This is a genomic window from Sphingomonas sp. Leaf339, assembly GCF_001426195.1.
Taxonomy (GTDB): Bacteria; Pseudomonadota; Alphaproteobacteria; order Sphingomonadales; family Sphingomonadaceae; genus Sphingomonas.
Window position 1 is genome coordinate 181,067 of record NZ_LMRS01000034.1, and the last position, 15,940, is coordinate 197,006.

The 15,940-nt window shown below is 65.5% G+C and carries 14 protein-coding genes; 11 read left to right on the top strand and 3 right to left on the bottom strand.

The genetic code is table 11. The features are described 5' to 3' along the window. Positions 1-324: 324 nt before the first annotated feature. A complete protein-coding gene (locus ASG67_RS13355; protein WP_056531115.1) occupies positions 325-1,128 on the bottom strand; it encodes a class I SAM-dependent methyltransferase in 804 nt (267 codons plus the stop codon). Between the two features lie 185 nt (positions 1,129-1,313). Here ASG67_RS13355 and ASG67_RS13360 point away from each other — a divergent pair, with 185 nt between their 5' ends. The 10 genes from ASG67_RS13360 (at position 1,314) to lptG (ending at position 12,708) form a co-directional block, all read left to right on the top strand. Next, positions 1,314-2,165 (top strand): DUF4394 domain-containing protein, encoded by an 852-nt coding sequence (locus ASG67_RS13360; protein ID WP_082543517.1) that lies wholly within the window; start codon positions 1,314-1,316, stop codon positions 2,163-2,165. An 88-nt stretch (positions 2,166-2,253) separates the two neighbouring features. Next, a complete protein-coding gene (locus ASG67_RS13365) occupies positions 2,254-2,976 on the top strand; it encodes a response regulator (protein WP_056531122.1) in 723 nt (240 codons plus the stop codon). 4 nt (positions 2,977-2,980) lie between these two features. Then, positions 2,981-4,339 (top strand): ATP-binding protein, encoded by a 1,359-nt coding sequence (locus ASG67_RS13370; protein WP_235535204.1) that lies wholly within the window; start codon positions 2,981-2,983, stop codon positions 4,337-4,339. A 256-nt stretch (positions 4,340-4,595) separates the two neighbouring features. Further along, on the top strand, positions 4,596-5,699 hold the full coding sequence (gene proB, locus ASG67_RS13375) for a glutamate 5-kinase (RefSeq protein ID WP_056531431.1): 1,104 nt from the start codon (positions 4,596-4,598) through the stop codon (positions 5,697-5,699). 151 nt (positions 5,700-5,850) lie between these two features. Continuing rightward, entirely contained in the window at positions 5,851-6,750 is a 900-nt protein-coding gene (locus tag ASG67_RS13380) for an SDR family oxidoreductase (protein WP_056531125.1), read from the top strand. 39 nt (positions 6,751-6,789) lie between these two features. Continuing rightward, positions 6,790-7,038, top strand: a complete 249-nt coding sequence (locus ASG67_RS13385) for an acyl carrier protein (RefSeq protein ID WP_056531128.1) — start codon at positions 6,790-6,792, stop codon at positions 7,036-7,038. 32 nt (positions 7,039-7,070) lie between these two features. Beyond that, entirely contained in the window at positions 7,071-8,297 is a 1,227-nt protein-coding gene (gene spt, locus ASG67_RS13390; RefSeq protein WP_414887639.1) for a serine palmitoyltransferase, read from the top strand. 124 nt (positions 8,298-8,421) lie between these two features. Beyond that, positions 8,422-10,290 carry an ATP-binding protein gene (locus tag ASG67_RS13395; protein WP_082543548.1) on the top strand — a complete coding sequence of 623 codons (1,869 nt, stop codon included), beginning with the start codon at positions 8,422-8,424 and terminating at the stop codon, positions 10,288-10,290. 139 nt (positions 10,291-10,429) lie between these two features. Then, a complete protein-coding gene (lptF, locus tag ASG67_RS13400; RefSeq protein WP_056531433.1) occupies positions 10,430-11,614 on the top strand; it encodes an LPS export ABC transporter permease LptF in 1,185 nt (394 codons plus the stop codon). 2 nt (positions 11,615-11,616) lie between these two features. Next, entirely contained in the window at positions 11,617-12,708 is a 1,092-nt protein-coding gene (lptG, locus tag ASG67_RS13405) for an LPS export ABC transporter permease LptG (protein WP_056531137.1), read from the top strand. Positions 12,709-12,725: 17 nt separating this feature from the next. Here lptG and ASG67_RS13410 read toward each other — a convergent pair whose 3' ends face one another. Both ASG67_RS13410 and ASG67_RS13415 read right to left on the bottom strand, forming a co-directional pair. Further along, positions 12,726-13,001 carry a hypothetical protein gene (locus tag ASG67_RS13410; RefSeq protein WP_056531140.1) on the bottom strand — a complete coding sequence of 92 codons (276 nt, stop codon included), beginning with the start codon at positions 12,999-13,001 and terminating at the stop codon, positions 12,726-12,728. Positions 13,002-13,510: 509 nt separating this feature from the next. Further along, complete coding sequence (locus tag ASG67_RS13415) at positions 13,511-14,596, bottom strand: fatty acid desaturase family protein (protein WP_056531435.1); 1,086 nt, start codon at positions 14,594-14,596, stop codon at positions 13,511-13,513. 161 nt (positions 14,597-14,757) lie between these two features. On the opposite strand from ASG67_RS13415, the gene ASG67_RS13420 reads away from it, so the two are divergent. After that, positions 14,758-15,912: a hypothetical protein gene (locus ASG67_RS13420; RefSeq protein ID WP_056531143.1), complete on the top strand. Its 1,155-nt coding sequence runs from the start codon at positions 14,758-14,760 to the stop codon at positions 15,910-15,912. The last annotated feature ends 28 nt before the right edge of the window (positions 15,913-15,940 follow it).

A 15,940-nucleotide genomic window follows, 5' to 3' on the forward strand; every position in this document is an offset into this window, starting at 1 on the left:
ACCGGGTTGCTTCGCTGCGCTCGCAACGACGGACGGGTCTGTTTGCCCGTCGACGGCCGGGTGTTGCCGGCGGAAGCCGGGGTCCAGTTGGGTGAAGCTGCGTGATTTAACCGCGAGGGCTTTTCCAACTGGGCCCCGGCCTTCGCCGGGGAACAGCCTTTTACGGCGAAGGCCTGTCACGCCACGAAGCTGGAAGATTGTGGCGCTGCCCGCGACCGCTGCCGCCGTTCCCCGACGATCACGGTTCCGTGATCTTCTGCCTCTCCGCGCCTCCGCGCCTCCGCGCGAACATTCCTTCCTTCACTGGAACCGAGACGACCTCGCTTACTTCGGCTTGACGAATTTCAGCGTCATGCGGTCGCTTTCGCCGATCGCGGCGTAGCGGGCACGGTCCTTGTCGCCTTCGGCATAGCCCGGAGGGAGCGTCCAGACGCCCTTGGGATAGTCGCGGGTGTCGCGAGGGTTGGCGTTGACCTTGCTCTCGGCGGCCAGCTTGAACCCCGCCTTGGTCGCATAGGCCACCACCGACGAACGCTTCATGTAGCCGCTCTTGGCTTCCTCGATTGCGCCGGATTGCTCGGGCAGGTGGTGTTCGACGAGGCCGAGCGTGCCGCCGGGTTTCAACATCGCGAACATCTGGTCGAACGCGGCCTGGGTCTGGTCGGCAGCGCCGAAGCGCCAGTTATGGACGTTGCGGAAGGTTAGGACGACGTCGGCGGTGCCGGCGGGAACGGCCGGGGCAGCAGCGGTCGTGCTGGCGGGGAAGGTCGCGTATCGGACCGCGCGATAGGCGGCGGGGTTCGCGGCCTGTTTGGCCTTCACGCCGGCCAGCCCCTTGTCGCTGGGGCCGGCGGCGTAGAGCGTGCCGCGCGCCGCCAGATAGGGGCTGAGGATTTCGGTGTACCAGCCGCCGCTCGGCCAGATCTCGACCACCGTGTCGGTTGGCTTCACGCCGAAGAAGGCCAGCGTCTGGGCGGGGTGGCGATATGGGTCCCGAGCGACGTTGGCGGGGGTCCGCGTCGGCGCCTTGATCGCAGCGGTCAGTGCAGGGGTAACGCCCTGCTGGCCGATGGCGGCGGTGCCAATTCCGAGCGTGAGACAGGCAAGCATGAGGTGGCCGGTGCGCATCTGTCGGGTCTTTCGTCGAGAGGACTATGAGCGATCGATACCGCGTTACGCGCCGGTAAAGAAGGGCCGTATGCGATGCTCGATCCACGATTTTAACAATATTTTCATCTTTCGACATCCGGCAGCGGTGCTGCCGCGTACCTGTCGCGGTCTGGCATCGCCGGACGTCAAACGGGAGGTACGATATGTTGAAGACTGGAATGGCCGCGTTGCTGGCGCTGACCGCCGCGACATCGGCACAGGCGGCGACGATCTTTGGCGTCGACGAGCTGAACAATCTGGTGACGATCGATAGCGGCAATCCCGCGATCACGACGTCGTCGCGGGCGATCACCGGCGTGACCAACAGCATCCAGGCGCTGGATTTCCGGCCGCTGGACAACATGTTGTATGGGCTTGGCACGGATAGGGTGGTCTATACCATCAATACCGCGACCGGCGTGGCGAGCGCGGTCAGCGGCGTGCTGAACCTGACTGGCACAGAATTCGGGTTCGATTTCAATCCGACGATCGATCGCCTGCGCATCGTCAGCAACAGCAACGACAATTACGTCTTCAATCCCAATGACGGATCGCTGACGACGGCGACGCCGGTATTCTATGCCGCCGGCGACGCGAATGTTGGGGCCAATCCCGATGTGACCGCGCTGGCCTATACCAGCTCGACCTTCGGCGCGGCGGCGGCATCGACGCAGCTTTACGCGATCGACACTGCACTCGACGTGCTGACGCGGCAGGCGAACAGCGCGGGGACGCTGAACACGGTCGGGTCGCTCGGCACCAATGTCGGTGCGCGGACCAGCTTCGACATTGCCGGGTCGGACGCCTTCGCATTAAACGGGCGCACGCTGTACAACGTGAACCTGGCCACGGGTGCGCTGTCGCAGGTGGGGCTGGTCGATCGGTCGCTCTTCGGCATCGCGATCGCGGCCGTGCCTGAGCCGGGCACCTGGGCGCTAATGTTGACCGGCTTCGGCCTGACGGCGTTCGCCCTGCGCCGCCGCCGTGGGGTTACAACGCGGGTCCGGTTCGCCTGACACCTGACGCAAGACCCCGCTGGTCGCCGAGTGCGATCGGCGGGGTCAACGTTGATCCTGGCGCGATCGGGCCTTAGCGGGGAAGCGGATGACCGCCCCCACCATCCTGATCGTCGAGGACGACCCGGCGCTGCGCACGCTGATCGCGCGAACCCTGCAACAGAACGGCTTCGCCACGCGGCTGGCCGGCGCCGCGCCGGAGATGTGGCAGGGGATCGAGACCGGCGGCGTCGATCTGGTGCTGCTCGACATCATGTTGCCGGGCACCAGCGGCATCGACCTGTGCCGGCAATTGCGCCAGCGGAGCGCGGTGCCGATCATCTTCGTCAGCGCCAAGGGCAGCGAGACGGACCGCGTCGTCGGGCTGGAACTGGGCGCGGACGATTATCTGGCCAAACCGTTTGGCACGCACGAGCTGGTCGCGCGCATCAGGGCGGTGCTGCGCCGTGGACAGATGACGGGCGCGGCCGACGCGCGCAATACGAGCAGTAGCGGGGGCGGCGTGCTGCGTTTCGGCGGGTGGACCGCGAACCTGCCGCGGCGCGAATTGCTGTCGCCGAGCGGCGCGGTGGTCGATCTGACGGGGGCGGAGTTCGACCTACTGGTCGCGTTCCTGGACCATGCGCAGCGGGTGGTGGCGCGCGAGCGGCTGATCGAGCTGTCGCGGGCGCGGATCGGCGATGCCTCCGATCGGAGCGTCGATGTGCTGGTCAGCCGGCTGCGGCGGAAACTGTCGAGCGACGGCGCGCCCGCCCCGATCGTGACGGTGCGCGGCATCGGGTACATGCTGAACGTGGCGGTCGAGCGCTGATCCGGTGAGCGACGATTCCCCCCGCACGCTGAGGCAGGGACTGCGCCAGTTGCCGCGCAGTCTGGTGGGACAGATCGTCGGCATCCTGTTGCTGACGATGGCGATCGATTTCGGGGTCAGCACCTTGCTGTACGAACGCGCCAGTACCTTTGCCGTGCAGGACGACGAGGCGCGTCGGCTGGCGGAGCATCTGGTGGTGGCGAACCGGCTGTTGTCGGAACGCCCGGTCGAGGAACGCACCGCGATCGCCGACGAGTTGACGACCGATCGCTATGTCGTCCGCTGGTCGCCGCAGGCGCCGCTGTTGCCGCCGGTCGCGCCGGCGCTGGACGGGATGCGCGACCAAATCGTGGCGTGGGAACCGACGCTGGAGGACGCCGGGCTGAGACTGCGGTTTCTGTCGTCGGGGCCGCGATCGGTGATTTCGGGGCATATCCGGCTGGAGGACGATAGCTGGATGCGGTTCGAGACGCGCGATGCGGTGCGGACGATCGACCTGACGCTGAGCCGGGTAATGCTGGCGCTGGCCCCTGCGCTGGCGATGACGGCGATCGGCGGGCTGCTGATCCGGCGGACGCTGCGCCCGCTGCGCCAGCTGGCCGATGCGGCGGAGCGGCTGGGGCGCGCGCATCCCGAGCCGGTGCCGGAACGCGGGACGGGCGAGGTGCGGCGGCTGACCCAGTCGTTCAATGCGATGCAGCGGCGGATCATGCGGCTGATCGACGAACGCACCCGCGCGCTGGCGGCGGTGGGCCACGACCTGCGCACCCCGCTTGCCCGGTTGCAACTGGAGGTGGACGGGATCGACGATCCGGCGATGCGAACGATGATCCGGGGCGAACTGGACGAGATGGAGGTGATGGTCGCCTCACTGCTCGCCTTTCTGGGGGGCGAGGCGGATTCGGAGGGTGCGGTGCTGGTCGATCTGGCGGTGCTGTGCGCCAATCTGGTCGACGACGCGCAGGATCGCGGGCGGGCGGCGACGTATCACGGGCCGGATCATCTCGACCACCGGTTGCGGCCGGTGGGGTTCAAGCGGGCGCTGGTCAATCTGGTCGACAATGCGCTGCATTATGGCGGGCGGATCGATGTCCACGTTGCGGTGACGGACGAGGGCGTGGAGATCCGCGTCGAGGATGACGGGCCGGGCATCCCCGACGAATCGCTGCTGCTGGTGTTCGAGCCGTTCGTCCGGCTGGATGCGGCGCGGCGGCGGGATACGGTGGGGTTCGGCCTTGGCCTGTCGATCGTCGCGCGGGCGGTGGCGTCGGAGGGGGGCAGCGTCGTGCTGGAGAACCGGGCGACGGGCGGGCTGTCGGCGATCATCCGGCTGCCGCGTGGACAGCAACACTTCGTCACATAGCCGCGGCGATGCAGCAAGAATGACGCGCTATATTGCTAAGGACTGCTCTTGCCCCCGCATCAAAGGAATGGCCGTGAAGCCTGTATTCAATCTCGAACTGAACTGGCTGGAGCTGCAAAGCGCGTTGTTGGTCGTATCCGTGCTGTGCGTGTTCGCCGCCTTCACCGCGTGGCGCGCGCGATAGGGACACGCCCGCAGCGGCCAGAGGGATGCTGCCGGATTGGCGGCGGCCGTTACCGACGGTAAGGACGGCGACGTGACGCTGTTCTCCCCCGCCTCCACCGCGCGCCTGATTGTCAAGGTCGGCTCTGCGCTGCTCGTCGATCCGGACGGCGCGGTGCGGCGCGAGTGGCTGGCGGGGCTGGTCAAGGATATCGCCGCGCGGACGCGTGATGGGCAACAGGTGGCGATCGTCTCGTCGGGCGCGATCGCGCTGGGCGCGCGCAGGCTGGGTCTGGCCAAGGGCGGTCGCGCCAGTCTGGAGGATGCGCAGGCCGCCGCCGCGACGGGCCAGATCGCGCTCAGCCAGACATGGGCGGAATTGCTGGGTGCAGAGGGGCTAACGGCGGCGCAGATGCTGGTGACGCTGGGCGATCTGGAGGATCGGCGGCGGTACCTGAATGCGGCGGCGACGCTGGGGCGGTTGCTGGGCCTGGGCGTAGTGCCGATCATCAATGAAAACGACAGCGTCGCGACCGAGGAAATCCGGTTCGGCGACAATGACCGCCTCGCCGCGCGGGTGGCGCAGGCGGCGGGCGCGCAGGGCGTCGTGTTGCTGTCGGATGTCGATGGGCTGTACGATGCCAACCCCTCTCATAACCCCGACGCGCGGCACATCCCGGTGGTCGAGCGGATCGATGCCGTCGCGGCGATGGCCGACACGCGATCGGCATCGGGCATGGGATCGGGCGGGATGGTATCGAAACTGTCCGCCGCGCGCATCGCGGTGTCAGCCGGTATCCCGCTGGCGATCGCATCGGGCCGGGTCGATCGACCGCTGGCGGGCGGGCAGCGGCATACGCTGTTCGTCGCGGAACGGACCGCACCGGCGCGCAAGGCGTGGCTGGCGGGCGGCCTGACCGCGGCGGGGGCGATCCATATCGATGCCGGGGCGGCGGCGGCGCTGAACGGCGGCGGCAGCTTGCTGGCGGCGGGCGCGGTCCGGATCGAGGGCGGTTTCCTGCGCGGCGATCTGGTGACGGTGATGGGACCGGGCGGCGCCGTCGCGCGTGGATTGTCGGAATATGATGCGGGCGATGCACAGCGCTTGCTGGGGCGGCGCAGCGACGAGCATGAGGCGATATTGGGATATGCGCCGCGAACCGCGCTGGTGCATCGTAACCATCTGGCTTTGCTGTGATGGGTGAGGTTTCGACCGTTTGGGATGACCGTGTCGTTCCCTGGCGGAGGTCGGGGTCCAGTTGGGGAACATCGGTGCATCACCACCACCATCTTTGCAGCTGGACCCCGGCCTCCGCCTGGGAACAAGAGTGGATGAGGCGGCCCGCCCCATGATCCTCGCAATCACTGGAGGGACGGGGTTCGTCGGCGGGGCGTTGATTCGGCAGGCGGTGGAGGCCGGGCACCGGGTGCGGGCGCTCGCGCGGCGGGCGCAGCCTGAGCGTGACGGGGTCGTGTGGATCGCGGGGGCGCTGGACGATCCGGCGGCGCTCGACCGGGTGGTCGAGGGTGCGGATGCGGTCGTGCATGTTGCGGGCGTAGTGAATGCGCCCGATCGCGCCGGATTCGTCGCCGGCAATGTCGAGGGGACGCGCGCGATCCTGGCCGCCGCCGGCCGCGCGGGCAGCCCCCGCTTCGTCCATGTGTCGTCGCTGGCCGCGCGCGAGCCCGGCCTGTCGAATTATGGCTGGTCGAAGGCGGAGGCCGAGCGACTGGTGTCGGCCAGCGCGCTGCCGTGGACGATGGTTCGGCCGCCCGGTATCTATGGCCCCGGCGACATGGACCAGCTCGATCTGTTCAGGATCGCGCGATACGGCCTTGCCTTTCTGCCGCCGCCCGGCCGCCTGTCGCTGATCGCCGTGGACGATCTGGCGCGGCTGTTGCTGGCGCTGGCCGCCGCCGAACCGGTGCGCACGATCTATGAGGCGGATGACGGGTCGGCCGGCTGGACCTATGACGGTTTCGCCCGCGCGATCGGCGCGGCGGTCGGTCGGCGGGTGATGCCGATGCACCTGCCGCAGGGGCTGTTGTCGATCATCGCGCGCGGCGATCGCTGGTGGCGGGGCGACAAGGCGCGGCTGACTGCCGACCGGGTCGCGTATTTCTGCCATCCCGACTGGACGATCGATCCGAACAGGCGGCCGCCGCCATCGATCTGGGTGCCGTCCATCCCCACCATGGCCGGGCTGGCCGATACCGCACGATGGTATCGCCACGCCGGCCTGCTATAGCGCCGCACCCGTGCCGCAATTGCGGATCAAGGAACAGACATGACCGACCGCCAGAGCATCTTCGACACCGTCACCGCCCAGATCGAACCTTTCAACAAGAAGGGCGTCGCGCTGAGCGATGCGACCACGTTCCAGGGCGATCTGGAATGGGACAGCCTGACCGTGATGGATTTCGTCGCGGCGATCGAGGATGAATTCGACATCATCATCACGATGAACATGCAGGCCGAGATCGAGACGGTCGGCCAGCTGGTCGATGCGGTTGTGACGCTGAAGGGCAATCGATGACCGACGCAGGCTTTCAGTCCGAGACGATATCGATGGACCCGCCGGCGATCGCGCCGGAACGCGACCTGATGAGCAAGTTCGACGGCCTGATCGCCGAGCGTCAGGCGTTGATCGACACCGGCGTGATCGATCCGTTCGCGATCGTCATGGATCAGGTGAAATCGCCGACCGAAGCGGTGATCGCCGGTCGCGACACGATCCTGCTCGGCACGTACAACTATATGGGCATGACGTTCGACCCGGACGTGATCGCTGCCGGCCACGCCGCGCTCGACCAGTTCGGATCGGGCACCAATGGCAGCCGGATGCTGAACGGCACGTTCCGCGACCATATGGAGGCCGAGGCCGCGCTTCGCGACTTTTATGACATGAGCGGCGCGATCGTGTTTTCTACCGGATACATGGCCAATCTGGGCATGATATCGACGCTGGCGGCCAAGGGCGAATACGTCATCCTCGACGCCGATAGCCATGCATCGATCTATGACGGCTGCGCGCAGGGCAATGCCGAGATCGTCCGCTTCCGCCACAATTCGGTCGAGGATCTCGACAAGCGACTGGGCCGGTTGCCGAAGGAGCCGGCCAAGCTGGTTGTGCTGGAAGGCGTCTATTCGATGCTGGGCGACGTCGCACCGCTGAAGGAGATGGTTGCCGTCGCCAAGAAGCACGGCGCGATGGTGCTGTCGGACGAGGCGCATTCGATGGGCTTTTATGGCCCGAACGGACGCGGCGTGTACGAGGATCAGGGACTGGAGGGCGAAGTCGATTTCGTCATCGGCACCTTCTCGAAATCGGTCGGCACGGTCGGTGGCTTCTGCGTGTCAAACCATCCGAAGTTCGAGGCGATCCGCCTTGCCTGTCGCCCCTATATCTTCACCGCCAGCCTGCCGCCGTCGGTGGTGGCGACCGCGGCTGCGTCGATCCGCAAGCTGATGACCGCACATGATAAGCGGGCGCAATTGTGGGCGAACGCGCGGCAACTGCACGGCGGGCTGACCGCTATGGGTTTTCGGCTGGGCACCAAGTCGCCGGACAGCGCGATCGTCGCGGTGATCCTGGACGATCAGGAACAGGCCGTCGCGATGTGGCAGATGCTGTTGGAAGACGGGCTGTATGTGAACATGGCGCGGCCGCCCGCGACCCCGGCGGGGACGTATCTACTGCGTTGTTCGCTGTGCGCAGAGCATACGACGGCTCAGATCGATGCGGTGCTGGCGAAGTTCGCCACCGCCGGTCGCGCGGTGGGTGCGATCGGCTGATCGGTCGGTCGGCCGACACCTTTCCCCTGCGATACAGTTAAGGTAGGCCGTGTCGGTGGAACGCGAAGGCGACACGGACGCGCGAAGGGGCGCAGCATGGTGGCAGACCGTCACGTTGATCGTGATGGCGCTGCTTTCGGCTGCTGTGCTGGTCGCGCTCATCGTGACGCTGGGCGGCTCCAATCGCGAGCGGGACAGGGCGCTGGAACTTCAGCGCCATAGTTATGACGTCATGATCCTGGCGCGCACGCTGTCGAGCAGCATCGCGCGATCGGAAGCGTCGCTGGGCCGGTACGTGATCTCCAGCGACAAGCAGCAGGGCCAGTTGTATTTTGAGGACTGGACGCTGGCGGGGTCGCAGATCGACCGTTTGGCGCGGCTGACCAGCGACAACAAGGATCAGGACCCGGCGATCGAACGGCTGCGCGCAGCATACGAAACGCGCGGCGAAGAGCTGTCGACCACGGCGCTGTCGACCAGTTACGGCAAGAACAATCTGGCCTATGCCCGATATTACAGGGCACGGAAGGCCGAGTCGCTAGGTGCGATCGAGCGCGAACTGGCGGGGATCATCCGCCATGAACGTGCCCTGCTCGACCAGCGGATCGCGGCAGCGACGGCGTCGGTCGATCGATCGAGCCGGATCGCAGGCGTGCTGGCGGTGTTCGGCGTGCTGCTGGTGCTAGGTGCGGTGATGCTGGGTTGGATGAGCCTGCGCGCTGTGGAGGAACGCATCGTCGCGCGCGCCGAGGCCGATGCCGCGCGCGAACAGGCCGAGGCGCTGGCGACGGCGGTGGCGACCGCGACCACCGAGTTACGCCTGCAGGAAGCCAAGCTGCGCCAGGTGCAAAAGATGGAGGCAGTTGGCCAGCTGACTGGCGGCATCGCGCATGATTTCAACAATATGCTGGCGGTGGTTGTCGGCGGACTGGAGCTGGCACGGCGACACGCCGATGGCGATCCAGTGTCGATGCTGCGCCATCTCGACAGCGCGGCCGAGGGGGCGAACCGGGCGGCGGCGCTGACTCGCCGGCTGCTCGCGTTCAGCCGGGAGGAGTCGCTGAAGCCGGAGGCAATCGTGGCCGGGGCGCTGATCGCGGATATGTCCGACCTGCTCGAACGGACGCTGGGCGGCGGCATCACACTGGCACGGCGCGACGAATCACAGGGATGGTGCGTGCGCGCCGATCAGGTACAGTTGGAAAACGTCGTCCTGAACCTGGCCGTGAATGCGCGCGACGCACTGGCTGGACGCGGCACGATCCGGATCGTCACCAGGGCGGTGACGCTGGCCGCGGACGCGGTTGGCCACTGCGCGGCGGGTGATTATGTGATGCTGTCGGTTGCCGACAATGGCTGCGGCATGACGCCGGAGGTGGCGGAGCGGGCCTTCGAGCCGTTCTTCACCACCAAGGAAGTCGGCAAGGGAACGGGCCTGGGCCTCAGCCAGATTTTCGCGTTCGTGCGCCAGCATGCCGGCGAGATCGCAATCGAGACCGCGCCGGGTGCCGGCACGACCGTGTCGCTGTATCTGCCGCGCGAGGTAGCCACAGAGGCGACCGAGCCGGCCAAGGAGACGCCGCTGGGTGTGACCCCCGACCGGGCGGGGCTGGACGTGCTGGTGGTGGAGGACGATCCCCGCGTTCTGGCCGCCACGGTCGATGCGCTGGAGGAGCTGGGCCATCGCCCCGTCGCCTGTGCTGATCCGTTGCTCGCGCCCGATCTGCTGGCACGATTGCCACATGTCGATCTGGTGGTGTCAGACGTCCTGATGCCGAACCAGACCGGGCCGGAGATGATCGCCGGGCTGCGCGCGCGGTTCCCCGATGTCGCGGTGCTGTTCGTCACCGGCTTTGCCGGCGATGCGGGCGCGGGTGAACTGAGCGGATACCAGGTGTTGCGCAAGCCGTTCACGCTGATGCGACTGGAACGGGCGCTGGCCGCGGCAATGGATGGCCATCCGGCCTCGCCGGACCGGGTCGCGGCAGAGTAGCCGCCCGCCCATGCCCCAGGGCGATACGTCTTTGGCATCGACCATGTCATTTTTCCCCTGACGCCCGACGCGCCGCCGCCTATAGCCGGCAGGCCTTGTCGTCCGAGCCCCGCCCTTGCTAAAATCCATCGACCGCTATCTGGCGAAGCTGATCGCCGTGCCGCTGTTCGCCACGCTCATCATCGCGGCGATGCTGCTGGTGCTCGACCGCATCCGGCGGCTGTTCGATTTCGTGGCGACGCAGGGCGGACCGATCGGCGTGGTATGGCGGATGCTCGCCAACCTGTTGCCGGAATATCTGGGGCTGGGCATCCCGATCGGACTGATGCTCGGCATCCTGCTCGCCTTTCGCCGGCTGGCGACCTCATCCGAACTGGATGTGATGCGCGGCGTGGGGATGAGCTACACCCGGATGCTGCGCGTGCCGTATATGTACGCGATCGGCCTAGCGCTCGTGAACCTGGCGATCGTCGGTTATGTCCAGCCGATCGCGCGGTATTATTACGAGGGATTACGGTTCGAACTGCGCACGGGCGCGCTGGGCGCGTCGATCAAGGTGGGCGAATTCACTCATCTCGGCCCCAAGATGACGCTGCGCATCGAGGAGAGCAAGGACAAGGGCCGCGACCTGAGCGGCATCTTCGTCCATGTCCAGACGCCCAAGAACGACTGGATCGGCGTGACCGCGGAGCATGGGCGTTTCATGGCGACCGACGATCCCAACGTCATCATCTTTCGCCTGACCAATGGCATCCTCGTCCACAACCGGCCGGAATTCCCGACCCCGCGCGTGTTACAGTTCAGCAGCCACGATCTGCCGATCGACCTGCCGCGGCTGGAGAATTTCCGCCAGCGCGGCGGGCGTAATCTGGAATTCACGCTGCCAGAGCTGGCGCGTCTGGGCCATAGCGACGGCGCGACCGAGCAACAGCGCGATTCCAGTCGGGCGGAGTTCCACTTCCGATTGGCGGAGGTGTCGACGATGTTCCTGCTGCCCCTATTGGCGCTGGCGCTCGGCATCCCGCCGAAACGATCGTCGTCGGCGCTGGGTGTCTTCCTGTCGATCGTGATGATCGTCACCTATCATAAGGTGAACGAATATGCGCAGGCGGTGGGTGAGTTGGGTCGTGTCGACCCCGCCATCGCGCTGTGGGTGCCGTTTGCGATCTTTGCAGGGCTGGTGTTCTGGATGTTTTACACCGTCGCCTATGTCCCCGGTGGCCAGCCGATCGGCGCATTGGAACGGGTATTTTCGAAGGCGGGTCAGGCGATCATGCGCCGCCTGCCCGGCCGACGCCGGCGCAAGGTGGCAGTCGCGCCATGAAAATGACCAGCTTCTTCCCGTCGCGCACCGTCGCGATCTATATGGCGCGGCTGTTTCTGGTCCGCACCTTTGCGATCCTGCTGGGTCTGGTGCTGGTGCTCCAGACGCTCGATCTCTTGAGTACCACCGGCGACATCCTGGCGGCGCCGGGCAACGGGCAGTCGCAAATCTGGACGTATGTGTCGCTGCGGTCGCCGCAGATCATCTCGTTCCTGCTGCCGTTCTGCGTGTTGTTGGGGACGATCCTGACGCTCATCACGATGAATCAGAACAGCGAGGTCGTGGCGCTGAAGGCGGCGGGGCTGTCGGCGCATCAGGTGCTGGCGCCGCTGCTGGTTGCCAGCCTGGGCGTCGCCATCGTATCGTTCGTGTTTAACGACCGCGTCGTCTCACGCTCTACCGCGACGCTGACGCAGTGGCAGAATGTCGATTATGGCAAGATGCCGATCGACCGCGGCGACCGGGCGAATGTTTGGGTCCGCGACGGTGACGACCTGATCGAGGTGAACCAGACGCGAGGGCGTGGTGCGACGACGCAATTGGGTGGTATCACGCTGTACGATCGCACCGGCGGCAATTTGCGGTCGATCGTGCGGGCGACGCGCGGCGTCTATGTAGCCGGCGGCTGGCGAGTGGGGCCAGGTACACGGTTCGATGTGGCGAGCGGCAACTTGATTCCGTTCGATACGCTGGTGATAGGCCGCGGTATCCGCGCCGACCAGTTCACACTGGCGTCGGTCGATGCCGATAGCTTGTCATTCGGCGCGTTGCGTGCGGCGATCGCCGATCTGGCGGAATCGGGACGCCCGACCAAGGCGCTGGAGGGGTCGTTGTGGCACAAGCTGTCGGGACCGCTGTCGGCGATCCTGATGCCGCTGCTGGGTGCGGTCGCGGCGTTCGGTATCGCCCGGTCGGGCAAGCTGTTCGTGCGCGCCGTGATCGGTATGGCGCTGGGCTTCGCCTATTTCGTCGCGGATAACTTCGCGCTGGCGATGGGCAATCTGGGTGCCTATCCGCCGTTTCTGGCGGCTTGGGCGCCGTTCCTGCTGTTCCTGTTTATCGGTGAAGCGGTGTTGTTCCGGACCGAGGAATAGCGGCCGGGTCTTCAGGATCAGTAGGCAAATGCCGTTATCAGATCGGCAAATCGTTCGGGCGGCGGGAAGCCGGTAAAGCCGTGGTCGGCGCCGGTCGTCGCCCATGACAGCTTTTCACTGGTGAAGGTTTCGATGAACGGCTGATAGCTGGCGGCATTGTTCGGCAGAGTCGCGCGGGCGTTGACGATATCGTCCATCCGCGTTGGCCGGATGACGATCCAGCTCCCACAATGCAGGCAGAAGAAGTGTCGTGCGGCACCGTGTGGGCCGCCGATCACGGCGGCACGCACCATCAGTTCACGGCTGCTGACCAGTGCCTTCCGGTTCGCCGCTCATCACATTGCCCGATTCCGGCAAGAACTATGTCCACAACGGAGCAGACATACCCGTCCGCCGCCTTGCCTAACAACGCGCGATTACAGAAACGGACAGCAGAGTGACATCCGTGAATTAGGAATCGGGAACGTGTTGAGGTGCTTCTGGGGACATCGGTGGTCGCGGAAGCAGATCGTTGAAGCGATCGACAGCACGCCCCTCAATCCTGTCGTCGACGGTGAGATAGCGATCAAGCGCTGCAGTCGATGCAACAAGGTTCTCGTCATATGCTAATCCATAAGGCCGAACGACATGTTGAGTGACATACTGGCTGGATGGAATGCCTTTTGTCATTACGCGTCGTATTACGTCATCCTGCCGATCATCGGCTTATGGATTATCTATATTTTCTACAGCGCCATCTTCCAGCGCGGCGACCAATAACTGTCAATTTCAGATGACGCTAATCATCGCGTAGGCTCTGATCCTATGAGCGCGACACCATCGTGCTGCGACCGATCTTGAGAACGAGTCCGGGCAGTCCGGCATAATTGGCTTTATGATACGGCGATGCCATGTCGAGCGCCGACGAGATGCGCCGATGCGCTTCGCCCAGGGCGTGATAGGGCAGACCCGGCAGCAGATGGTGCAGCGCGTGGTAACGCAGACCCACGGGCGCCCACAGAGCAGGCAGCAAGGCCGGCGGCGGAACGTTGACCGTATCGAGATACTGGGCAGTGACCGTCATCGGCTCACCCTCGTTTTCCCACAGATGCGCAACAAGCGTGCGGACCTGGTTGATGACCGCCACGGCGGATGCGACGCCGAGGATGATGAGGAACGACCGCAGCGGCAGCACGCCCGTCGCCGCCAGCGTCAGCAGGGTGATCGCCCAGATGCTCGCTGCGGTTTCGATCCGTGCCCATTGGCTTGCCGCATCACCCTCCGGGCTGCGGCGGCGGAATTGAGGATTGATCGCCAGTGCCGAATACCGCTCGACCACGACGCGGCGCAGCTTGGACGACAGCAGGGAGATAGGTGACAGGACCGCGTAACGGACGATCAGCGCCACCGGCGCGAGGGCGGAAATCACGATGAACAACGGCAGAGTCCATGGCTTCATCAACGCCAGCGGCAGATATTCGGGGTCCTCGGCTGTGCCGTAGCGCGTCTTGGCGTGATGCAGATTATGGACGCCCTCATACATGAAGGACGGCGTCAGCATCGGGATGCCGACCAGCGTGTCCCACCCCTGTCGGAAGCCAGGCACCGCCGCGTGCTTCATGTGCGATACTTCGTGAATGAAGCTGAGCGCGCGGTACAGGCCCAGCACCGCCACGACGATCGCCGCGACCGTCAGGCCGGTCGATTGCGATGCGATTGCCACCGCCAACGCGCCATAGCCGATCACGACCGAGGTAATCAGGTCCATCCAATAGATGCGTGGATTCGGCTGCACAAGATCGCGGGTCAATTCCGCCGCGGCGCGCAGCATCGCCTTATCATCGGCGATCCGAAGGTTTGGCTTCGCACCACCGGGGGTCGCGCGATCCAGGGTTAGCGTGGTGTTCATGGCTTGATCCATTGCCACCAGATAATGGCGGCAGCGTGGCTTTTACAGACGCTGACGTGCGCACCGGATGACGGAAATGCCACTCGCCATGATCGGATACGCCGGTTACGACGTGCGCCGATCCGGGAGCGGGCCAGTGGAATGGATGTGGGGGCGGAACGATGACGAACAATGTGACGATCAGGGAAGTACGGACGGCGCGGGATCGCAAGACCTTCGTCGACCTGCCGTTCCGCCTGTATCGTGACGACCCCAACTGGGTTCCACCGCTGAAATCCGAGGCGCTCGGCCTCATTACCCCCGCCAAGAACGGCTGGTTCAGCCATGCCAAGGCACAGCTTTTTCTGGCGGAAGAGAACGGTCAGGTCGTCGGGCGCATCTCCGCGCATATCGATACGCTGGCGCTGACCATGCCGCCGGCGCAGGGGTTTGGCCCCGGCGTCGGCCAATGGGGCCTGATGGAGGCGGAGCGCGAGGACATCTTCACGGCGCTGCTCGCGCGCGCAGAAGGCTGGCTGCGCGATGAGGGGATGAGCCGGGCGCTCGGCCCGATCTCGATGTCGATCTGGGAAGAACCCGGCCTGCTGGTCGAGGGGTACGACCATCCGCCTACGGTGATGATGGGCCATGCCAAGCCCGAATATCGCGGCTGGATCGAGGCGGCGGGCTATGCCCCGGTCAAGACGCTGCTGACCTATGACCTGGATATCACCAAGCCATTTCCGCCGATCGTAAACCGTATCATCCAGTCGGGCGAGAAGAACGCGCGCATCCGCATCCGCGAGGTCGACAAGTCGAAATTCGACGCGGAGGCGGCGATCATCCTGGGCATCCTGAACGATGCGTGGTCGGACAACTGGGGCTTCGTGCCGCTGACCGAGCCGGAGATCGCGGACGTCGGCGTCAAGCTGAAGCCGATCGTTTTCCAGGATTTGATCCGTATCGCCGAGCTGGACGGCAAGCCGGTCGCGTTTATGATTACCCTGCCCGATCTGAACGAAGCGATCGCGCCATTGAAGGGATCGCTGTTGCCGTTCGGCTGGGCGAAACTGCTCTTGTGGCTGCGCAAGCCCAAGGTGCGGACGGTGCGGGTGCCGTTGATGGGCGTGGTGAAGGAGTTGCAATCGTCACGGATGGCGAGCCAGTTGGCCTTTACCCTGATCGAATATATCCGCCGGTCGGCGGTCGAGCGCTATGGCGCGAGCCGGGCGGAGATAGGCTGGATTCTTGATGACAATCAGGGAATGCGATCGATCGCCGAGACGATCCAGAGCCAGGTCAACAAGACCTACATCATCTACGAGCGCCATCTGTAGGCGGGCTGCCCCGCGACGCCGGGCGTCG